This is a genomic window from Sphingomonas sp. S2M10 (assembly GCF_012650175.1).
Classification (GTDB): Bacteria; Pseudomonadota; Alphaproteobacteria; order Sphingomonadales; family Sphingomonadaceae; genus Sphingomonas.
This window is the reverse complement of sequence record NZ_JAAILI010000043.1, coordinates 144,360-166,650: the sequence shown is the minus strand read 5'-3', so window position 1 is coordinate 166,650 and position 22,291 is coordinate 144,360. Positions and strand designations below refer to the sequence as shown.

General features: G+C 66.4%; 13 protein-coding genes and 1 pseudogene. 7 read left to right on the top strand and 7 right to left on the bottom strand.

The features are described 5' to 3' along the window. Positions 1-38: 38 nt before the first annotated feature. Positions 39-1,430 carry a DUF1080 domain-containing protein gene (locus tag S2M10_RS10565; protein WP_348770576.1) on the bottom strand — a complete coding sequence of 464 codons (1,392 nt, stop codon included), beginning with the start codon at positions 1,428-1,430 and terminating at the stop codon, positions 39-41. A 407-nt stretch (positions 1,431-1,837) separates the two neighbouring features. Between S2M10_RS10565 and S2M10_RS10560 the strand changes: the two genes are divergently transcribed. From S2M10_RS10560 to S2M10_RS10550, 3 genes are all read left to right on the top strand, one after another. Continuing rightward, a complete protein-coding gene (locus tag S2M10_RS10560; protein ID WP_348770575.1) occupies positions 1,838-4,699 on the top strand; it encodes a TonB-dependent receptor in 2,862 nt (953 codons plus the stop codon). 187 nt (positions 4,700-4,886) lie between these two features. Further along, positions 4,887-6,638 carry a DUF885 family protein gene (locus S2M10_RS10555; protein WP_168846016.1) on the top strand — a complete coding sequence of 584 codons (1,752 nt, stop codon included), beginning with the start codon at positions 4,887-4,889 and terminating at the stop codon, positions 6,636-6,638. Between the two features lie 269 nt (positions 6,639-6,907). Then, positions 6,908-7,597: a DUF6250 domain-containing protein gene (locus S2M10_RS10550; RefSeq protein WP_168846060.1), complete on the top strand. Its 690-nt coding sequence runs from the start codon at positions 6,908-6,910 to the stop codon at positions 7,595-7,597. On the opposite strand, the gene S2M10_RS10545 is transcribed toward S2M10_RS10550, so the two are convergent. From S2M10_RS10545 to S2M10_RS10525, 5 genes are read right to left on the bottom strand one after another with little or no spacing between them, the layout of a single operon-like run. Next, a complete protein-coding gene (locus tag S2M10_RS10545; protein ID WP_348770574.1) occupies positions 7,594-8,619 on the bottom strand; it encodes a cupin-like domain-containing protein in 1,026 nt (341 codons plus the stop codon). The two genes, S2M10_RS10550 and S2M10_RS10545, sit on opposite strands and share 4 nt — an antisense overlap. After that, complete coding sequence (locus S2M10_RS10540; protein WP_168846015.1) at positions 8,616-10,148, bottom strand: tryptophan halogenase family protein; 1,533 nt, start codon at positions 10,146-10,148, stop codon at positions 8,616-8,618. The genes S2M10_RS10545 and S2M10_RS10540 overlap by 4 nt, the downstream gene beginning before the upstream one ends. Next, positions 10,145-11,740 carry a tryptophan halogenase family protein gene (locus S2M10_RS10535; protein ID WP_168846014.1) on the bottom strand — a complete coding sequence of 532 codons (1,596 nt, stop codon included), beginning with the start codon at positions 11,738-11,740 and terminating at the stop codon, positions 10,145-10,147. Before S2M10_RS10535 ends, S2M10_RS10540 begins: the two co-directional genes overlap by 4 nt. Next, the gene (locus tag S2M10_RS10530) at positions 11,727-13,157 is read right to left on the bottom strand and encodes a tryptophan 7-halogenase (RefSeq protein WP_168846013.1); all 1,431 of its coding nucleotides are present in this window, start codon (positions 13,155-13,157) and stop codon (positions 11,727-11,729) included. The genes S2M10_RS10535 and S2M10_RS10530 overlap by 14 nt, the downstream gene beginning before the upstream one ends. Continuing rightward, a complete protein-coding gene (locus S2M10_RS10525; protein ID WP_168846012.1) occupies positions 13,154-14,668 on the bottom strand; it encodes a tryptophan halogenase family protein in 1,515 nt (504 codons plus the stop codon). The genes S2M10_RS10530 and S2M10_RS10525 overlap by 4 nt, the downstream gene beginning before the upstream one ends. A gap of 304 nt (positions 14,669-14,972) precedes the next feature. Between S2M10_RS10525 and S2M10_RS10520 the strand changes: the two genes are divergently transcribed. From S2M10_RS10520 to S2M10_RS10505, 4 genes and pseudogenes are all read left to right on the top strand, one after another. Continuing rightward, the gene (locus S2M10_RS10520) at positions 14,973-18,269 is read left to right on the top strand and encodes a TonB-dependent receptor (protein ID WP_348770573.1); all 3,297 of its coding nucleotides are present in this window, start codon (positions 14,973-14,975) and stop codon (positions 18,267-18,269) included. Positions 18,270-18,540: 271 nt separating this feature from the next. Beyond that, a pseudogene (locus S2M10_RS10515) lies at positions 18,541-19,560 on the top strand (glycoside hydrolase family 43 protein); the annotation flags it as partial. A 109-nt stretch (positions 19,561-19,669) separates the two neighbouring features. Then, positions 19,670-20,707 (top strand): arabinan endo-1,5-alpha-L-arabinosidase, encoded by a 1,038-nt coding sequence (locus S2M10_RS10510; protein WP_348770572.1) that lies wholly within the window; start codon positions 19,670-19,672, stop codon positions 20,705-20,707. A gap of 149 nt (positions 20,708-20,856) precedes the next feature. Beyond that, positions 20,857-21,564 carry a DUF6683 family protein gene (locus tag S2M10_RS10505; RefSeq protein WP_168846009.1) on the top strand — a complete coding sequence of 236 codons (708 nt, stop codon included), beginning with the start codon at positions 20,857-20,859 and terminating at the stop codon, positions 21,562-21,564. Positions 21,565-21,576: 12 nt separating this feature from the next. Here the strand turns inward: S2M10_RS10505 and S2M10_RS10500 are convergent, their stop codons facing one another. Further along, positions 21,577-22,152 (bottom strand): GAF domain-containing protein, encoded by a 576-nt coding sequence (locus S2M10_RS10500; RefSeq protein ID WP_168846057.1) that lies wholly within the window; start codon positions 22,150-22,152, stop codon positions 21,577-21,579. Positions 22,153-22,291: the final 139 nt, after the last annotated feature.

The following is a 22,291-nucleotide window of genomic DNA, read 5'->3' as shown; positions in this document are numbered from 1 at the left end:
TAATATAAGCCGTTTTTCAAGCGTGTCGCGGACGTTCCTTAGAGTCGGCGCAGCTTGATCGAGCGGAAGTCGACCCGATCGCCATGATCCTGCAACAGGATCGCGCCCTCGTCGGTGGTGCCGAAGCCGGTCACCTTGGCGAACTTGCTCTGGGCGATCGCGGCGCTCAGCGCGTCCGAGCCGCGCTCATATTCGACCACCTTGAAGCCGTTGAGCCAGTGCTCGACATGGCGGCCGCGCACCAGGATCGTCGCGCGATTCCACTCGCCCGGCGGGTTGCCGCGCTTGCCGGGGCTCGACGGGTCCGAAAGGTTGCGCGCCGGGATCAGATCGTAGAGCGAGGCAAGCGTGCGGTTGCCGTCGCGGCCCATCTTGGCATCGGGATGGCGCGCATCGTCCAGCAACTGATACTCGAATCCTACGTTCGAGACGCCGCCGTTCTGCAGCGGTGGCAGCAGATATTTGATGCCGCTATTGGCGCCTTCGCTCAGCCGGAAGTCGACCGAGAGTTCGAAGTCGCGATACCGGGCCTCGGTCGCAATGTCGCCGCCGCCGCCGTTCTTCTCCACGGTGAGCATGCCGTCGGCGATCGTCCAACCCTTTGCCGGGAAGCCGCGGCCCCGGGCCGAGCGCCAGCCTTTGCCGCTGCGGCCGTCCCACAGCAGTGTCCAGCCGGCGCGGCGCTCGGCGGCGGTCAGGCGGTTGGACTGCCAGCCCTGCTGCTCCAGCCCGTTCTCCGGCATGGCGTAGCGCGCGGGCGAGTCGGTGAGGATGCGCAGACCCTTGAACCGTACCTCGGGGCCCTTCGCCGCCACGGCATCGGGAAGCGCGTGCACCTGAAAGGCGAGGAAGCCGCGCGCATCGGCATCGTCGACAATGTCGGCCGCAGGGACGCCGTTCAGGAAGGTGCGGATCCGGTTGCCGATCGCCTCGACGCGATAGTGATTCCACTCGCCCGGCCTGAACGCCTTGCGTGCCGCGTCATTGCGGCCGAGCGTGTAGAGCCACTGGCGGCGCTGCTCGTCATACAGGCCCGCGCTCCATGCGCGCGGGGAGGGGTCGATCTCCGCCTGATAGCCGAATACGACGCCGCTGCGATATTCCGGGCGCGACTGTCCGCGGATCATCATCCCCGAATTGAGCGACGGATCGGTCTTGGCATCGAACTCGACGATGAAGTCGCCGTAGATCTGGTCCGAGACCAGCCAGCTATTGCCCTTGCCGACCACCGCCCGTCCAACCAGTTCGTCGCCGACCACCGTGTAGGTGGCGTTGCCGCCGGCGCGGTGCCAGCCGGCAAGGTCGGGCTTGGGCATGAGATCGCGCCAAGGCGCGGTGGCGGCGGGCTGGGCCACCGGGGGCGGCGCGAGAGCGACCAGCGCGCTGGACGGAAGGGCGGCGAAGGCCAGTAACGCCAAAGTGCGAACCACGGTCTCTCCCTCATTTCACGTTCGGGCTCCGTACGCTGCCAAAGGCTTGCGCCGAAAAGCTCTCGATTGCCTAGGCGTAAAACTTGGTCGGGCCACTTGCAAGTAGCTTGTCTGGCACCGACCGAACCTGACAACGCTATCAGAGGAATTGGTAAGGCACAGTTGCCAGACCGTCACGGTGCTGTTACGCATAATTGCAGCCGTACACTTGGAAAAGGTGGCGGCATCACCCGCGCACCACAAAGCTCCAACAAAGGTGCGCGCGAAATGGGAGAGGGGAAGTGGGCACCTATCGTCGCCACAAATGCGCCTTGTTCGTTTCGTCCAGCGTCCTCGCCAGCTTATGCGCCACTTCGGCCATCGCCCAGACTGCGCAGGAACCGCCTGCCGCCGTACAGGACGGTAGCGTGCAAGCAGATGAAATCGTCGTCACCGGCTTTCGTGCGTCGCTGAACAGCGCGCTGAACCAGAAGCGTTCCGAAACCGCTGCGATCGACAGCATCGTCGCCGAAGACATCGGCAAGTTCCCGGATTCAAACCTGGCGGAATCGATGCAGCGCATCCCCGGCGTCGCGCTGTCGCGCGGCGATGGCGGCGAGGGGCGCAACATCTCGGTGCGCGGCCTCGGCGCGCAGTTTACCCGGGTACGGATCAACGGCATGGAAGGCGTGTCGCAGGTCAGCGGCAGCGACATCCGGGGCGGCGTCGCGACCGGCCGCTCGTTCGATTTCGTGACCTTCCCGACCGAAATCTTCTCGTCGCTCGCCGTCCGCAAGACGACTTCGGCCGATGTGGAGGAAGGCTCGCTCGGCGCCACCGTCGACCTGCGTGCGCCCAAGCCGTTTGACCAGAAGAAGGATTTCGTCTTTTCGGCGACCGCGCGGGGCATCTACAACGATATCCGCAAGGATGCCGATCCGCGCCTCTCGGCGCTGGTGTCCAAGAAGTTCGGGGACAGTTTCGGCGTGCTCGGCAGCATCGCCTATTCGAAGCGGTACATCGACGAATATGCCTATTCGGCGGTCGATGTGGTGCCGACCACGGTGTACGGCCTCGCCCAGCCTGCGGGGACCGCCAATGCCGGCGTGATCTTCCCGTTCTGCACGCCGGTGGGCTATATCTACAAGGGCGCCCCGGTGAACAGTCCGGTTGCCGGCTACACCCAGCCGAGCGGTGCCGCGATCGGGGCCGATGCCAATAACTGCAGCACCAACAATCCGCGCACCGGCACCCAGGCGGCCTATGACTATATCATGAGCCGCACCGGCGTGAACGGGCGGCCCGGCGGCGGCGTCTATCTGCCCCGCCTGCCACGCCCGGTGAAGAGCAGCCAGAACCAGGAACGGCTCGCCGGCTCGCTGACCTTCCAGTTCAAGCCCGACGACAATACGGACATTTCGCTCGACGGGCTGTATTCGCGGTTCAAGGTCAAGCGGCTCGACACGATGTTCGACGCACGCTCGTTTGGCCGTGCCATCTCCAATAACGGCCAGCCGCTCACCTCAGTGCGCGAAATCGAGGTCAACGACAACGGGTCGCTGGTCCACGGCCTGTTCGACGGCGTCGACCTGCGCTCCGAAATGCAGGACGAGCGGTTCACCTCCGAATACAAGCAGGCGAACCTCAACTTCGACCATCGCTTCTCGGACCATCTGCGGCTGTTCGGCCTGGCCGGCATCAACCAGTCGCAGCTCGACGTGAACCGGCTGCAGGTGGCGATCGATTCCAACGACACGCGGAACTGGTCGATCGATTTCCGCGACAACCCGGACATCCCGAAGATCGGCTATGGGATCGACACGACGAACCCGGCGCTGTTCCAATATGGCCCGCCGCTGGCCAATGGCGACCAGCGCGGCCAGCTGTCCAACTTCATCCGCCGCAACACCATCACCAGCAAGACCTTCGAGTTGAATGCCGACTGGATGGTGACGCGGGGCTTCTCGATCCAGGCCGGCGGCCAGTATCGCACCAACAAATACACCGCGCGCGAGCGCCAGCTCGCTACCAACACTCCGCTGGCGCTGCCGGCCGGTGCGTCGATCGCCAATTTCAGCTTCGTCACTACCGGTATCGGCAAGAATCTGGACGGCCAGCTGCAGGACTTCGTCTCGATCGATCCGGACAAGTTCCGGCAGGTCGTCGGGCTCGACAACTATGTCTATTGCAGCGTCGAATGCGCCAAGGGCACCTATGGCGGCGTGGACGAGAAATATGCGTCCGGCTATCTGATGGCGAAGTTCGACACCGCCGACATCCTGCCGTTCAAGCTGCGCGGTGATGCGGGGGTGCGCTATGTCCGCACCAGCCTCGATACCTATGGCCCGATCACCACTGCTTCGCCGGCGGGATCGCTCTACCCCTCGCGCTTCGTGATTTCGAACGTCAACCGGTCCTATGAGGACTGGCTGCCCTCGATGAACTTGGCGCTCGACCTCACCCCCAGCCTGATCGCGCGCGTTTCAGCAGCGCGGGTGATGTCGCGGCCGGCCTATGGCCAGCTGATCCCGGCAGGATCGGCCAATCTGGTCATCCAGACCGCGTCGTTCAGCAACCCGTTCCTCGATCCGATCCGCGCCAACACCTTCGACGCGGCGCTCGAATGGTATTTCCGTCCGGGATCGCTGCTCTCGGTCGCGTATTTCTACAAGGACATCGAAACCTATATCCAGACGACCAGCCAGAGCCTGGCCTTCCAGGATATCGGCTTGCCGCTGTCGCTGCTGAACGGCACCCAGCTGCGCCCGGGCGACCAGTTCACCGTCCAGCGCAGCAACAACACGCCGGGCGGCCCGCTGCGCGGCGTCGAGGTGAACGTGCAGCTGCCCTTCACCTTCCTGCCGGGCCTGCTCAGCAACTTCGGGGCGCTGGGCAATTTCACCCGGGTGCGGTCGAACATCAATTACATCATCTCGCCGACGCTCTCGCGGACCGCGCCACTGGTCGGGCTGTCGCCGGAGACGGCGAGCGGGACGCTCTATTACGAGGACAGCAAGTTCAGCATCCGCTCGACGGTCAATTACCGCTCGTCTTTCCTCACCGCCGTGCCCAGCGGCTCGGTCGACGCGGACTCGACCGCCAATGCGCGGTCGATCTTCGTCGACGCCTCGGCTTCCTACAATCTTTCCGATCACATCAAGCTGATCGCCGAGGTGCAGAACATCACCAACGAAACCAATCGGCTGACCGTCGACACGGTGCGCAAGGACCCGCTCTACACTGCCTATTTCGGGCGGACCTATGCGCTGGCGGTGAACTTCGTGTTCTAAATCATGGTCGGGGCGCTCCCGCCGACTTGGGGCGCCCCATCATGCCGGGCGAAGGCGGAGGCCGGCATGCTGCGCGCCGCCGAGTGATGCGGTGGTGTCGGCGGAGCGCGCGCCGCCTTGCCGAAGGCGTGCGCATCCCCGAAACTCGCTTTGCCGATGTCCCGGCGTGGAAAGCGAGCCTCACCGCATGAACCCGATTCCCCTTCTAGCCGCAGCCCTGCTCGTCACCGCCGCCGCACCTGCGCCCAGATCAGCCCGGCCGGTGAGCGCCGATGCGCGGCTCAAGCGGATCATCGACAGCGAATATGGGTTGCGGGTCGAACAGCAGGGGCCGAGCGAGGGCAGCGCAGCCGCAAAAGGCGGTCTGCCCGATGTCGGCCCGGCGGCACAGGCGGCGCGGCTGGCGCGCTGGACGTCGGTGTCGCGTCTGCTTGCGGCGATCGACCCCGCGACGCTGAGCGCCAGGGGGCGCATCGACTATTTGGTCTACAAGGGACAGATTGACGCGCTGCTTGCCGAGCAGCGCTACCGCGACTACGAGAAGCCGCTGACCGCCGACACCAGCTTCTGGAGCGACGTTGCCGGGTCTGCGCGCGATGCCTTGGTCCGCGAGGACCAGTACCGCGCGTATCTCAGGACGCTGCGCGACATGCCGCGATATTTCGACCAGAACATCGCCAATATGCGCGCGGGCCTCGCCCGCGGCTTCACGCCGCCCAAGGTGACTCTGAGCGGCCGTGACGTCGGCGTGGCGCAGGTAGTGGACGCGCCGCCAGAGGAGAATCTGTTCTACACGCCGTTCAGGAAGTTCCCGAGTGCCATTCCGGCGGCCGTGCAGGCGGAACTGCGGCGCGAGGGGGCGGCGGCGATCCGCGACGCAGTGATCCCGGCGCACCGCAGACTGCTCGACTTTCTTCGCAAGGATTATATCCCCGGTGCCCGCACCACGCTTGCGGCGACCGACCTTCCCGATGGCGAGGCTTATTATCAGTCGAAGATCCGCGAATATGTAACGCGCGACATGACCGCCGAGCAGGTTCACGCGGTCGGCATGCGTGAAGTGGCGAAGATCCGCGCCGAGATGATGACCGTAAAGGCCGAGGCCAAGTTCGACGGCGACCTGCCGGCCTTCCTCCACTTTCTGCGCACCGACCCGCAATTCTATGCCCAGACGCCGCAGGAACTGCTCTACCACGCCGCATGGGCGGCCAAGCAGTTCGACGGCAAGGCGGGGCAGTATTTCGGCCGCCTGCCGCGCCGCCGCTTCGCGATCGTGCCGGTGCCGGACGATCTGGCGCCCTTCTACACCGCGGGGCGCGGGGGACCGGGCATCTATCTGGTCAACACCTATGACCTGAAGTCCCGGCCCTTCTACCAGCTGACGGCGCTGACACTCCACGAAAGCGCGCCGGGCCATGCCTTCCAGATGCCGCTGGCGAACGAGAACAAGGACCTGCCGCCTTTCCGGCGCGACACCTATCTCTCGGCCTATGGCGAGGGATGGGCGCTCTATGCGGAGAAGTTGGGGGTCGAGATGGGGATGTACGATACACCCTATGATCGGTTCGGCATGCTCAGCTATCAGATGTGGCGCGCGGCGCGGCTGGTGGTCGATACCGGCATCCATGCCATGGGCTGGACGCGCGAGCGGGCCCAAGCCTTCCTCCGCGACAACACCGCGCTCAGCAATCACGAGATCGAGACGGAGGTTGATCGCTACATCAGCTGGCCCGGCCAGGCGCTCAGCTATTATATGGGCGAATTGGCGTTTCTCGATGCCCGCGCCCGTGCCGAGAAGGCGTTGGGGGCCAGGTTCAACATCCGCGCCTGGCACGATGCGATGCTCCAGCTGGGAGCGGTGCCGCTCACCGTCATCGATCAGCGCACCGACCAATTCATCAAAGAAGGCGGCAAGGGGCCCTATCCCGATGAGGAGTGAGACGCTGGCGCCAGCCGGTACGGCAGCGGCGTCGGGCCCCTGCGCCAGCCGCCCGGTCGCGGCGCAGGTGGCGGCGCATCGGGCGGCGGCATTTGATCGCGGCGGCAGATCGTGGCAACGTCCTGCTCTGGCGCGGCCTTTGGACGTTTCGGTGTTGCCGGCTGCATGCACAAGTCGCTGTTCCCGGAGGGCATCAACCTGACCGATTTCAGCCGCGAAGAGATGGCCCGTGCCTGTGTGCGGGCTTGTGGCGGGCGGACCACGCCGTGATGCTGCTGCGCCGCGAAGTTCTGGCCGGGATCGCCGCGCTGGCCGCCGGGCGACAGCGAAAGCATCGCGCGCGCACCATCGCCCGGGATGATTTCCGCCAAGGGCTCGGCCAATGGGTGATCGAGGCGGCGAAGCCTGCGGCAGTCAGCGCCCGGGGCGGGGTGCTGGACATCGTCGCGCCCGCCGGGCTGACCCTGTGGTTCCGTCCGCGCCTCAGCGGACCGGTTGCGATCGACTATGACCTGCAGGCGGTGTCGGCCGGTGGTCCGTTCGACCGGGTGAGCGACGCCAACTGCTTCTGGATGGCCCGCGATCCCGCCGCGCCGGAAGGCGACGTGCTCGCCCACCCGCGCGATGGCCGCTTCGAGTCCTATGACACGCTGGAAACCTATTATGTCGGGCTCGGCGGCAACACCAACAGCTCCACACGCTTCCGGCGTTATACCGGCAGGCCGGGGGATCGGCCGTTGCTGCCGGAGAATGACCGGCAGGCCGCGGCGGACTTGCTGGTTGCCAATGCCTGGCAGCATCTGCGGATGACGGCCGAGGGCGAGCGGATCACCTTCGCCCGCGACGGCCGGACGCTGTTCGACTTTCGCGATCCCGCGCCTTACCGCGCCGGGCATTTCGGCCTGCGCACCACCGCCAGCCATTTGCGGGTGCGCAACTTCATGGTTTCCGCGCTCTAACGCCGCATGTCGAGCGCGTGGCGAAGCGCGTCGCGGGCATCGCGAACCTTGTCCGGGGTCGCCGCGCCCAGCACGCCGCGCGCGGATGCGGGAACATGGGCCATCGGGTCGCCATGGACCTGGAACACGAGATGATCAAACATCGCGCGCCACGCCAGCCGTTGGTCCTCGGGCAGCAGCCGCAACGAGAACAGGGCGTGCAGCAGCGCATCGTGCGGATTGAGCATCGCCGGCTGGGGCGGGGTCCACCAATAGTTGGCGAACAGGTTCACCGCATCCAGCGACTCCACCGCGTGCCACCACCGGAAGGGGATGTAGAGCGCATCGCCGGGTTCGAGCACCGCCGACTGTGCTTGCTGCGCCGCCTCGGCATAGCGCGGGAACCGCTCGAGATCCGGCTTGGTGACGTCGACGAAGCTGGTCGGCGTGCCGGCAGGGGTGAATTCGAGCGGCCCCATATAGAGGTTCGCCACCTGATCGGGCGGGAACAGCGTGAAGCGCCGGCGGCCGGCAACGACGATGCCGACATTCTCCATCAGATCATAATGCGCCGCCACCTGCAGCCGGTTGCCCAGCCAGAGGCGGGGCACCACCGCGTTGTCGACCAGCGCGATGCCGTTCGCTTCCGCGAAGCCTGGAAGCAGCTCGGGCGCGGGCACCGACTGCACCGCCATCGCATAGCCGGTGGGACGCTCGCACTCGCGCAGCAACCGGTCGAGAAACGGGCCGAGCGGCGAGACCCCGCGCACGAAGTTCATGCCGGTCAGGTCGTTGTTGTAGAAAAAGCGGCCCTGGATCGCCGGATCGCCGACGATCGCGTTCACCGCCCGGTCATGGCTGTACTGCTTGCAATAGGCGACAATCGCGTCCGCGCCCGCGCGCCCCGCCTGCACGGCGGGCCATGCGGCGGCGAGACCCCGCAGCACCACGGGTTCGCGCGCGGGACGGATCTCGGAATCGAAGCGCTGACGATCGATCACGCCCAGTTCGCGCACGGGGCGCGGATCGGGAAGGCTGGTCACGACGCGCGCCGCGCGGGCGCCGGATGGCAACCGATATCGCGAAGATAGTCATCCTGCATTGGCATGGCGTCGGCCGTCTGATCAATGACTTGGGCGATGTGCTTGAGACGCAGCAGCGTCTCCTCGTCGGATAGCAGATCGGCGATCGGATGATAGCCCCGCGGTTCTATCCCTTGGCAGTGTAGTACCGAAAGCCAGCTGGTTTCGGTGAACAGCTCCTGATGCTCCCGCACGATCCGGCCGTTGCTGCGGAACATTTCCAGCTTGTCGCGCAGCCCGTCGGGCGGGGCGAGGGTGCGGCAATAGCGCCAGAATGCGCTATCGTCGCGCTCGGTGGCCTTATAGTGCAGCACCAGGAAGTCGCGAATGTCGACATATTCCTGCGCCGTGGCGCGGTTGAACCGGTCGATCTCCGCCTGATCGAAGCCGCGCGTCGGGAAGAACGCCATGAGCCGGGCGATGCCCGACTGGACGAGATGAATGCTGGTCGATTCCAGCGGCTCGAGAAAGCCGCCGGCCAGGCCCAGCGCGACGACATTGCCGATCCAGGCGCGTTCCCTGTGGCCGGCGCGGAAGCGAAGCTGGCGGGGCTCGGCCAGCGGTGCGCCGTCCAGATTCGCCAGCAGTGTCGCGGTCGCCTCGTCGTCGGAAAGGTGGGCGCTCGCATAGACATAGCCGTTGCCGATGCGATGCTGGAGCGGGATGCGCCACTGCCAGCCGGCGCTGCGCGCGGTGGAGCGGGTCAGCGGCACATTGTCGCCGCCCAGCGCGCAGGGGATGGCGACCGCGCGATCGCAGGGCAGCCAACCAGTCCAGTCGGTGAAGCCGCTGCCCATCGCGCCCTCGATCAGCAGCCCGCGAAAGCCGGTGCAGTCGATGAACAGGTCGCCGGCAATATCCACCCCGGATTGCAGCTGCACGGCCGCGACATGGCCGCTCTCGCCATCGCGGCGGACCGAGACGATCCGCCCCTCCGTTCGCCGCACGCCCGCGGCTTCCGCGAGCGTCCGCAGAAAGCGGGCGTAAAGCGCGGCATCGAACTGGAAGGCGTAGCCGAGCTTCGCCAACGGCGAATTGGGCTGATCGGTTCGAGGATGGGCGAAGCGGCCCCGCAGTCCGGCGACCGCCGCCAGCGAATAGGCGTCGAGCGGCGTGGCGTCGCCCAGGCTGCGCGCCTTGAGCCAGAAATGGTGGAACTCCACCCCCAGCATGTCGAGCCCATAGAAGCCGAAGGGGTGGACATAGCGATGGCCGATCCGAGTCCAGTCGACAAATTCGATGCCCAGCTTGTAGGTGGCGTTGGTCTCGCGGACGAACCTGGCTTCGTCGATGCCGAGCATTGCGTTGAACAGCACGATCTGCGGGATGGTCGCCTCGCCGACCCCGACCGTGCCGATCTCCTCGGACTCGATCAGTTCGATGCTGAGGTCGGGCATTCCGCCGACCAGCTTGCCGAGCGCCGCGGCCGCCATCCAGCCGGCGGTGCCCCCGCCGACGATGACGATGCGCCGCAGCCGATCCCCCCTCATACCGGGGCGCCTGGCTGGCCGAACGGGTCTTCCTCGGTGAAGGCGAAGACCGGCAGCGGCTCTGCCGCCGGCGCCACGCCGACCGGCGCGGGCTGGGGCGCGATGCGCGCCAGGAATTCGGCATGGGTCGGCATCTGCTGGGCGGTCTCCCAATAGCCGTGCCGCATCTGTTCGAGCGCTTCGGCAACCAGGCGCTCGTCCAGCGCGTCGGCAGCGGGTTCATGTTCGCGGGGCACGATGTGCTGGCCCAGGCACACCGCGACCCAGCTGGTCGTCGTGAACAGCTCATTGCCTTCGCGGAACAGCCGGCCCTTGTGCGCGAACAGCGCCATCTTGTGCGCGAGGCTTTCCGGCACGTCCATGGTGCGGACTTGGTTCCAGAAGGGCGAGTCGGTCCGGGTGGTCGCCTTGTAGTGGAGGATGATGAAGTCGCGAACGTCCTCGTACAGGTCGCGCATCTGGCGGTTATATTCGAGCCGCTCGATCGGATCGAAGCGCTTGTCCGGGAACAGCGCGATCAGCCGGGCGATGCCGCTCTGGATCAGGTGGATGCTGGTCGATTCCAGCGGCTCGAGAAAGCCGCCGGACAGGCCCAGCGCGACCACGTTGCGCGACCAGCTCTCGCGTCGCCGCCCTGTGGTGAAGCGTAGCCGCCGCGGATCGGCGAGCGCGGGCCCTTCCAGTGCGCCGAGCAACTGCTGCTCGGCCATCTCGTCGTCGAGAAAATCGCTGCAATAGACCAGGCCATTGCCGGTGCGGTGCTGCAGCGGAATGCGCCATTGCCAGCCGGCCGACCGCGCGGTGGACCGGGTAAAGGGATCCGGCGCGCCGACATTGGCGGAGGGCACCGCCACGGCGCGGTCGCACGGCAGCCAGTGGCGCCAGTCCTCATAGCCGGTGTTCAGCGCCTCCTCGATCAGCAGTCCGCGAAAGCCCGAGCAATCAATGAACAGGTCCCCGGCCACGGTGCGGCCGTCCGCCAGCGTCACCGACTGGACGAAGCCGTCCTCAGGCCGCAGCGTAACATCGCTGATCTTGCCCTCGACGCGGACGATGCCCCGTGCTTCCGACAGGCGCCGCAGCAGTTGCGCATAGAGGCCCGCATCGAAATGGAACGCGTAGAACAGTTCGCGCACCGGCGTTCGGGCATTGGGGGAGGGGCGCCCGAACTTGCCGTGCTTCGCCGCCACCGCGCTCATCGACCAGTCGGCAATGTCCGGCATCGGCCGCCGCGCCCGCTCGCGCAGATAGAGCTGGTGGAAATGGACCCCCTGCAGATCCTGGGCGAAATTGCCGAACGGGTGGAAATAGCGCTCGCCCAGCCCGCCCCAGTCGACAAACTCGATTCCCAGCTTGAAGGTGCCGCCGGTGGCGGCGAGAAACTCGTTCTCGTCCAGCCCGATCATCTGGTTGAAGCGCAGGATCGGCGGGATCGTCGCCTCGCCAACGCCGACCGTGCCAATCTCATCGGATTCGATCAGCGTGATGCGGGTATAGCCGTTGTTGAGGAAGCGCGAAAAGGCTGCGGCGGCCATCCAGCCGGCGGTGCCGCCGCCGACGATGACGACGTCGCGGATATTATGCTCGTTCATGCAGGTGCCTCGATTGCGCGGCGTGAAAGGCGGCGAGGGAGGGAAGGGGCTGGATCGCCCGGACGATCTCGGCGCTCAGCCGTGCCATCGTTGTGCGAGCATCGGCGGGCGAGACGGCATCGGCGACAGGATCGATCTGGCGCGGAAGCACGCCCTGGCCGAACAGCACCGCTAGCCAGCTGTCGCGGTCGAACGTCTCCTCCTCATGATAGGGCAGGCGACCGCGTTCGCGGAACAGGCGGAGCGTATGGGCGAGCGATTCCGGCGGCGCGGTGCTGGCGACATCGTGCCAGAAGGGGCCCTCGCGACGCGAGGTGACATAGTGGAGCAGCGCAAAGTCGCGCACCCTGCGTGCCTCGGCGAGCGCCTGGCGACTATATTCTGCCGCCTCGAGCGGGTGCGGCGCGGCGGCGGGCAGCATCGTGATCAGCCGGTCGATCGCGCTGTGGGCGAGGTGTAGATTGCCCCATTCCAGCGGCTCGATCGCCACGGCGGCGTCGCCGATCGCAACGACATTGTGTCGCCACGGCGCAAGCGTAGCGCCGGCATCCAACCTTATCGGTTCGCCCTGTTCCCCGCCATATGCCGCGCAATATGCCGCGCCGCGCTGGAACGCGCCGGTCCAGCGCCAGCCGTTCGCGGTGGCGGTGGCAAGGTCGAGCGGCGAGGGATCAGCGTCCGGCGCGACATCCTCCAGCAGGAGCCGATCGCAGGGCAGCCAATGGCCCCAATCTTCGCGTGGCGCCTGCATCGCGCCGTGCAGCAGCGCGCGGGGGCCGGTGCAGTCGCAGTACAGATCGGCAGACAGCCGGCTGCCGTCGTCCAGCACCGCCGCTTCCAGGCCGCCGTCCGCGCGGAGTTCCACGCCGGCCAGCGCCCCCGGCTGCTCGCGGACGCCGACATGGCGGGCGAACGCGGTCAGCATCGCCCGGTACCGCGGCAGGTCCAGCGAGAGGCCGAAGCCGTGCGCCGCCAGCAGACCGTCGCCGCCCGGCAGCACGAAGCGGCCCGCACGCGCCATCGTGGCGGCTGGGGAGAAACTGTCGAAAGCCGCCACGCTGCCGTCCCGCGCCGCGCGCGCCCAGAGCGGGTGAAAAGACACGCCGCCGATCGCGCTGCCGTGCGGCCCATGGGCATGGACGTAGTCGGGCAAGCCGTCCACCCAATCGCGGAACAGCGTGCCGAGCCGGTAGATGCTGCCAGTACGCACCACGCCGTCGCCCAGGCCGATGCCGAGATCGGCGTGGAAGCCGAGGATCGAGGGAAGGGTGGTGGCGATGTGGTCGGCAAGAGCGTCGGGCGGGGGCGCCAGCGGGAGGATCACAACCTCCAGCATCGGCACGCGGCGCTTGAGCGCGGCGGCGGTAGACCAGCCGGTCAGACCGCCGCCCACCACCAGGACCCGCTTGAGGCTCATGCTGCGGCCGCCATCGGGCAATAGCGATCGATATAGCGGAGATGCTCCGGCACGCGCGCGACGGTGGCGGCAATCTCTCCGTGCAGCGCCCTCATCGCCTGCACCAAGGTTGCCGTGTCGGGGGCGTCGGCGCGGGGGTCGTGACCCTCCGGCACGATGCCCTGACCGACATAGACCGCGATCCAGCTGGCATCGAGAAACACGCCTTCGCGATATTTCACCACCCGCCCGGCGCGGCGGAACAGCTCGATTTTCTCGGCCAGGCTGTCCGGCACGGCCATGGTGCGCACATAGTTCCAGAAGTCCGAGTCCGATCGTTGCGTCGCGTGATAATGCAGGATCAGGAAGTCGCGGATCCGATCATATTCCAGGTCGATCAGCCGGTTGAACTCGTCGCGTTCGATGGTGGCGTCGGCGGAGGCGGGAAAGAGCTCGACCAGCGCGGTTATCGCCTGCTGCACGAGATAGATACTGGTTGATTCCAGCGGTTCCAGAAAGCCGCTGGCCAGCCCGATCGCGACGCAGTTCCGCACCCAGCTGCGCCGCCGCCGTCCCGCGCGGAAGCGCAGCTGGCGCCGATCGGCGAGGGGAGCACCTTCCACCGCGCGGGTCAGCGCCTGCGCCGCGTCATCATCGGACGTAAACGCGCTGGCATAGACATAGCCGTTGCCCGTGCGGTGCTGCAGCGGGATCCGCCAGCGCCAGCCCGCCGGCATGGCGATCGCGCTGGTATAGGGCGTCACGGAGGTTTCGGTGCGGCACGGCATCGCCACGGCGCGATCGGCGGGCAACCAGTGGTTCCAGTCCTCGAACGGCTCCTCCAGCGATTCTCCCAGCAGCAGCGAGCGGAACCCCGAACAGTCGACGAACAGATCGCCTTCGAGGATCTGCCCGTCCTCTAGCCGGATCGCGGTGATGTTCCCGGTCAGGCCGTCGCGCAGCACCTCCACCACCTTGCCCTCGGTGCGCCGCGCGCCGAGCCCTTCCGCGATGCTGCGTAGATAGGGGGCGAACAGCAGGGCGTCGAACTGATAGGCGTAGCCATAGGTGGAGGCGAGTTGCTCCGGGTCGCTCGCCGGCAGGTCGAAGCGGTTGGCGCGGGCGAGCATGCAGCCATAGGAAAACTGCTCGAGGGGCGGGAGGTCGACTCCGGCGCTGCGCAGCCGTGTCCAGTAATGGTGGAAGTCCACCTCGCCCTTGCCGCGTCCGAAGGTGCCGAACGGGTGGACATAGCTGTCGCCGATCTTGCCCCAGTCGCGGAACTCGATCCCGAGTTTGAAGGTGCCGCGCGTCCAGGCCATGAAATCGGCTTCTCGGATGCCCAGCTTTTCGATGAACCCGCGAATATGCGGGAGCGTCGCCTCGCCCACGCCGATGACGCCGATCGCTTCGGACTCCACGACGTGCAGCTGGCAACGTTTCGGCAACAAACGCGCCAGCGCGGCCGCCGTCATCCAGCCCGACGTACCCCCTCCGACGATTATCACGCGCAGACTCGGCGGTCCGGCCATCGCTTCACCCTCTCCAGATTCACGGGAATACCAGCATTTTCGGGGCTTCTGTCAAACCCAACCTTTGGACATGTGCGGGATCGGGGCACCCCCGGGTTGTTGCTGCAGAGTGACAGTGCGCTGAAACCTCGCAGAAAATGTTAGCGGTCGCATTGCCAAATGTTTCGTGATCTGGTGTAAAAACGTGACAACCTTGTCGTGGCCAACGAGTCACGGAAACATATGGGAGGAGGGGATGATGCGGTCGTCGCATGCGCGCCTGCGCAATATTCGTACGTTAGGGACTTTCCTGCGCGGGGCTTCCGTGACGGCGCTGTGCGTGGCGGGCGTAATGGGCTCGGCGCACGCGCAGACGGAGAATGGCGATGCCCAGGCAGCCGCCGGCGGCGCGCAGCTGAGCCAGGAGCAGAGCGACCAGATCGTCGTCACCGGTATCCGCGCCAGCCTGGCGACGGCCCAGTCGATCAAGCGGGATTCCGATACCGTCGTCGACGCGATCACGTCGCAGGACATCGGCTCACTGCCGGATCGCTCGGTCACTGAAGCGCTGCAGCGCGTGCCGGGCGTGTCGATCAACCGCTTCGCCGGCTCGAACGATCCCGATCACTTCTCGGTCGAAGGTTCGGGCGTGGCGGTGCGCGGCCTCACCTTCGTACGCTCGGAATTCAACGGCCGCACCGCCTTCGCCGCGGGCGTGGGTGGGCAGGCGCTCAACTTCGCCGACGTTCCGTCCGAATTGCTCGGCTCGGTCATCGTCGCCAAGAACACCACGGCCGACATGATCGAGGGCGGCCTGGCCGGCACGGTCAACCTGAACACGCGCAAGCCGTTCGATCGGCCGGGCCTGCACGGCGCGCTCAGCCTCGAGGCGAATTACGGCGACATGCGCAAGAAGTGGACCCCGACGATCTCGGGGCTGCTCTCGAACACCTGGGATACCGGCATCGGCCGGTTCGGCCTGCTCGCCAGCGGCGCCTATTCGCGGATCAAGAGCCGTTCGGACGGCATCCAGGTCGCCAACTACCAGACGCGCGACAACACGCTGGTCAACGCCGCCAACACCGATGGCACGCTGGTCTGCCGCAATCCGCTGCCGTCGTCCGGTGACACCCAGACCCTCCCGGCGGCAGGCTATGCCTGCGGCAACAACGGAACGGCAGGCGCCGACGGCTTTGCCGATTATGCCGCGATGCGCATCGCGCCGGCGGGCGGCCAGTTCCGCACGCAGGAATTCGATCGCAAGCGCGACGGCATGTCGGTGGCGGCGCAGTTCGAATCGATCGATCGCCGCACGACGATCACTGCCGAATATGTCCGCTCGCATACCACGCAGGAGTGGAGCGAATATACTTTCGAGACCGCCCCGGATCTCGCCGAGTACACGACCTATCCGAAGGGCTGCCTGCAGAATTCGGATGGTCCGCTGACCCTGCCCGCCGACCGCAGCGCCGGGGCGGCAACGTCGCGCGCGCAGTGCCCGGTCGGTCAGTTCCAGGACTTCGTGTACGACGCCAACGGCCTGTTCCAGTCGGGCTATATCGTCAACACCAGCAATGGCTGGCGTGGCGACCCGGCGACGTCGCCCTATGTTCCGATCGGCGGTCTTCAGCAGTCGCTGGCCCGGCGCCAGTCGCGCGAGGAGACGCTGAACCAGGACTGGAGCCTTCGGCTGCGGACCCAGCTCACCGATCGCCTGACCGTCACGCTGGACGGGCAGGTGGCCAAGTCGCACCGCGAGCAGCTCGATATTTCGGTATTCGGCTCGAGCTTCGCCGACCAGGAACTCGACATTTCCGGCAAGCTTCCGGTGGTGACGCCGCACAAGCCGCAATATCTCGGCTATACCTGGTCGACGCCGAACGCGGCGCTCGCCGGCGCCACCGATGCGCAATATTTCACGGATCCGCGCTTCCAGTTCTGGCGTGCGGCGATGGACCATCTGGAAGACAGCACCGGCACGCAATATGCGTTCCAGGGGGATGTGGAGTATAAATTCGACGAGGACTCGTTCCTGCGTCGTGTGAAGTTCGGTGCGCGCTATCAGGATCGCGACCAGACGGTGCGCTATTCCACCTATAACTGGGGCATGCTGAGCGAAACCTGGTCGGGTTCGCGTCCGGTCAATTTCGGCGACACGCCGGCGGGGCTGATGACCCGCTACGACTTCCCCAACTTCTTCCGCGGGCAGACCAAAGCGCCGCCGGGTGCCTATTATTATGCCGGCGACATGATCCGAAACTATGCGGGGGCGGTGAAGGACTTCCAGTCGATCCAGGCCATCGCAACCGGCCTTGGCGCGTCGCCGACCTGGGTGCCGGCATCGGGCCGTGCGCGGGCGATCGCCGGCACGCCCTACCTCCCTTCGGAAATCCAGCCGGTCAGCCAGCTGGACAGCGCGGCGTACGGCATGGCGAGCTTCGGTTCGGATACTTTGTTCGGCCGAATCCGCTTTTCGGGTAACGTTGGCCTTCGCTGGGTTCGCACCAATGTGCGCTCCGAAGGTCGTATCGGCGTACCCAGCCAGGCGGAACTGAACATCGCCGAGCCCTATTCCGAGCGCTGCGCGCTCACCGTGCCGCCGGGCGCGCCCCCGGGCACGCCGCCGCAGGCCCAGGGCGGCGTCTGCACGCTGGGAGCGGCGGGCTATGCGCAGCTCCAGAATTTCGCCGGGGCCGGCTTCGACACGTACAACGCCGCCAAGAACAGCTACAGCTACTTCCTGCCCAGTCTGAACCTGAAGTTCGGCCTGTCGGACAGTCTGTTGCTGCGCCTCGCCGGTTCCAAGGTGCTGACGCGCCCGGACAACGCCAATATCCGCAACTTCCTGACCATCGGTCTTGGTACCAGCGGCGAGCTTACGGCGACAACCGGCAACCCCTATCTGAAGCCGGCGACCGCCTGGCAGTTCGACGCGAGCCTCGAATGGTATTTCGCGCGCGTCGGCTCGCTGACGCTGAACGGCTTCTACAAGGCGATCGACGGGTTCTTCTACCAGCAGGTCACCAACCGGTCGCTCACGAGCAACGGCATCACCAAGGAAGTGTTCGTCCGCGGCCCGGCCAACTATGACGGCACCGGCAAGATCAAGGGCTTCGAGTTTGCCTATCAGCAGACCTACGACTTCCTTCCCGGACCGCTGAAGGGCCTCGGCATTTCGGCCAACTACACGTTCATCGACAGCTCGGGCCTGCCCAACAGCTTCCTGAACGGCGGTTCGCCGTCGAACGTCTCCACGGTGGCCCCGTCGGGCAGCCTTCCGCTCGAGCAGCTGTCGAAGCACAACGTCAACGCGGCGGTGTTCTACGAGCTGGGCGGTATCTCGGTGCGCGCGGCGTATAACTGGCGTTCGCGCTTCCTGCTCACCGCATCGGACGTGATCTTCCCCTATTTCTCGATCTTCAACGAGCCGGTGGGGACGCTCGACGCGTCGCTGTTCGTGAACCTGACCAAAGACATCAAGGTGGGCGTGCAGGGGGTGAACCTGACGAACACGGTCACCAAGACCACCCAGGCCTATACCGGGGATCCGAAGGACCTGGCGCCGCGATCCTACTTCATGAACGATCGCCGCTTCTCGTTCATCCTGCGCGGCAATTTCTGACGACCACGCGCCCCGAGCGACATCGAGAAGGGCCCCGGCGATCCTCGCCGGGGCCCTTTTCATTTCCCGTCGAGGGGGCGGAGCCCTGCCGCAGGGGCATAGGCTGCCGGTCGACACCGGGTGTCGCAGCAGTTGACGTCCGCACAAATTTGTCGGACTAAACCGCCGACAATGGCCGCCCGGGGGCGGGGATGCTGCGCCAATCCGGACCGCTTCCGGTTTGTCTGCGGGCCCCGACCCGGCAGACGGCACGACCATGGCGGAGGACCCGATGCTTACTCGACGCTTTTTTCTAGCCGGTGCCGCTGCGGCCTCGGCGGCACCCGCGCTTGCTCGCGGATCGACCGCGCCGATCGTCAACCCGGTGGTTCGGCAGCGCGCCGATGCACAGGTGTTCCGCCATACCGATGGCTGGTACTACATGACGGGATCGGTCCCCGAATATGATCGACTGGTGCTGCGCCGTTCGAGGTCGCTGGCGGGGCTGGCGACGGCGGAGGAGCGGGTGCTGTGGCGGCATCTGGCCAGCGGGCCGATGTCCGGCTTCCTGTGGGCGCCGGAGCTGCATCGGATCGACGGCAAGTGGGTGATGTATTTTGCGGCAGGCCCCAGTGGCGGCGGCGAGGACGTGTTCCGCATCCGCACCTATGCGGTGGCGTGTGACGGACCGGATCCGATGACGGGCAATTGGTCGGTGCTCGGCCAACTGCAGACGCCGTGGGACAGCTTCAATCTCGATTCGACCAGCTTCGTTCACAAGGGGCGGCGCTATCTCGCCTGGGCCCAGCGCGAGCCAGGAGTCGAGACAAACTCCAATCTGTATCTTGCGCCGCTCGCCTCCGCGCTGACGCTTGGTGCAAAGCCGGTGCGGCTGTCGGTGCCGACGCTGGACTGGGAAGTCCAGGGCTTCAAGGTGAACGAGGCGCCGGCGGTGCTTGCCCGCAACGGCAAGCTGTTCATGACCTATTCGGCGAGCGCGACCGACGCCCGCTATTGCATGGGCATGCTCACCGCCCGCGCCGATGCGGATATCATGGATGCCGCCGCCTGGACGAAGTCGCCGCAGCCGGTGTTCAAGACATCGGCCGAGCACAAGATCTTCGGCCCCGGCCACAACAGCTTCACCGTGGATGAAGCGGGTCGCGACGTGCTGGTCTATCACGCGCGGGATTATGCGGAAATTCAGGGCGACCCGCTGTTCGATCCGAACCGGCACACCCGCATGCAATATTTCCGCTACGCGGCCGACGGCACGCCGGTGTTCGGCACGCCGGTCGCGAACGGGCCGCTGCGCGCGATGTGACGGGAATGGATGTGCAGCGGTGCCTGCGGCAGCTTCCCGCTATTCCCGGCGCGGAAGCTGCATGTTTCGCCCGCTGCCGCTTTGGGAGACATCGACCGTGAAGCCTTTCTCTTCGCTCTTGCCGATGCTGCCGCTGCTCGCCTGGGGCTGCGGCGCCGGTAATGCAGCGCCTGCCCCGCGCGAGGGAGGGCCGATGCCGTCCTCGGCCTCCGTGCAATTGCGCGGCGCGATCAGCCCGGCGCATGATCCATCGATCCTGAAGGACGGGGACCGTTATTATCTGTTCACCACCGGCAATGCCGGGGACGCGGCCGGGCTGCTGGCGCTGCGAACCTCGGGTGATCTGCACGCCTGGACGCTCCGGGGCGGCAGCTACACGGCGCTGCCCGGCTGGGCGCGAGCGGCGGTGCCCGGGGCGACCGGGATGTGGGCGCCCGATATCTCCAAGGCGGGAAACGAGTACCGGCTCTATTACGCCGTTTCGACCTTCGGGAGCAACCACTCGGCCATTGGCCTGGCGACGGCGAACCGCATCGACCCCGCCGCCCCCGCAGCGCATTGGGTGGACCGGGGAGCGGTGATCCAATCGCGGCCCGGCGACGACTTCAACGCCATTGATCCGATGGCGTTCAGCGATGCGGACGGGCGGTCGTGGCTGGTCTTCGGCAGTTTCTGGACCGGCATCAAGCTGATCCGAATCGATCCGGCGACCGGCCTTCGGCTTGCCGGCGACACCGCCCCGCGGTCGCTGGCGCGGCGGTCCACGCCGGGCGCGGTAGAGGCGCCGTTCATCGTCCGGCACGGGGCCTATTATTATCTGTTCGTCTCGTTCGATTCCTGCTGCAAGGGGCGTGCGAGCACCTACAACACCGTCGTCGGCCGCGCATCCGCGCCCGACGGGCCCTATGTCGATCGCGAGGGCATCCCCATGCTTCAGGGCGGCGGCACGGCAGTGCTTGCCAGCGGGCAGGGCGACGGCAGCCGCTTTGTCGGGCGGGGCGGGGCATCGATCCTGCAGCAGGCCGACGGCGACCATATTGTCTACCATGCCTATGATCGCCAGCGGAATGGCAGGCCGACGCTGCGGATCCAGCCGCTGCGCTGGACCAACGCAGGCTGGCCGATCGCGGACTAGACTGCCGTCCTTCGGACCTCCGGCGGGCGGCCGAAGCATGCAGTCGTGTCGCCCATGCGTGTGCCGAACAGGACGGACGCCGCCGCGTGAGCGTGTGTGCGGACCTTGCTTCCGTTATTTGTCGGCCAAACCGATACGGGGGCAGGAAGATGCGGTTGAAGGGTATGGCGGTGATCGCTCTCGCGATGGCTGCGCCGGCGTCGGCACAGGATGGCGGCTGGTTCGGCCAGGGCGGCTTCGACAGCGCGATCTTCAACATGCAGGCCGATGCGATGCTGCGGCGATCGCACCAGCAGATCTTTCACGAAAGCGTGGAAGAGTCGCTTCGGCGGCCGGTACGTCCCGCCGCGCCCGCCCCAGCGCCCTCGCCCCGTCCGGCGGCGCCGCCGACCATCGTGCGGCAGATCGCCGCCGAGCTTGTGTCGGGTTTCCCCGCGCACCAGCGCGCCGAGGCCGCGGAACTGTTCGGCGAAATGTACAAACGCTATGGTCTGCTGGAGCGGCATCTCGGCATCGTGGCGGGCGACCCGGCCGGCGGCCTCGCCTCGCTGACGGCGGCGAGCTACATGGCCTTTGCGGATGCGGAGGTGAGCGATAGCGCGTTTCGCACGCTCTATGCGCAGATGCGGGGGCTGGCGGCCGAGCGCGCGGAGGCCCTGCAACAGGATGCCCAAGGCCGCGTCACGATCGCGATCCTCGCCACCTATCTCGCCGCGATGCGCGAGGCCCTGAAGCAACAACCCGATGCTCGACGGTCGGCCGCGCTCAAGACGGCGGGAGGTACATATCTGCGCGCATTGCTGGGCATCGACCCGGCGCGGGTGCGCATCGGACAACGCGGCCTGATCCTCCGCTGAAGCACGGATGCGTCAGGAAGAGGCAGCGTGCCAATGCGGCGCCAGCTTCGCCTCGAACAGACGCAACTCCTCGTCCAGCACCGCGACAGTGGCGTCATCCTGCTCCGCCACAGCGAAGCGCATCCGCGTGCACAGTTCGGCGATGGCATATTCGGCATAGGCCACGGCGTTCGGCATGCGATCGATCACCGCCGATGCGTTGCCCGCGAGCGAAACCAGCCGTTCGAGCGCGGCCGCATCCACCTTGCGCGGTTTCTGGTCCAGCAGGCACAAGGTGCCGAGCGCGAAGCCGTCGCTCGTGACCAGCGGCGCCGCATAATAAGCGCGCACGTTCATTTCGATGACCGCCGGGGCGAACTTGAACCGGGGCTCCCGCCAGGCATCTGCCACGCAGAGCGGCGCGAAGCCGGGGACCTGGATTGCCGCATCGCAAAAGCTGTCCGGCCGGGAAAACTCGCGCGGATCGAACCCATAGGCGACGGCGAGCCACAGCCGGGATCGATCGACGATCGAAACGGCGGCAAAGGGGAACCCTGTTTCCGCGGCTGCCTGCTCCACGATGCGCGATAGCTCGGCATCGCCACCCATCCCGAACACGCCGCTCGTCAATACCCGTGCTTGACGACGTAGCTCTGTTAAGGTTTCCACGGCATTTCCGCAGTTCGTCTCATTCATTCGCGCGGCTTTCGTCTTTGGAAGAAGGCTAACGCCCCGCTCTGGAGGAATG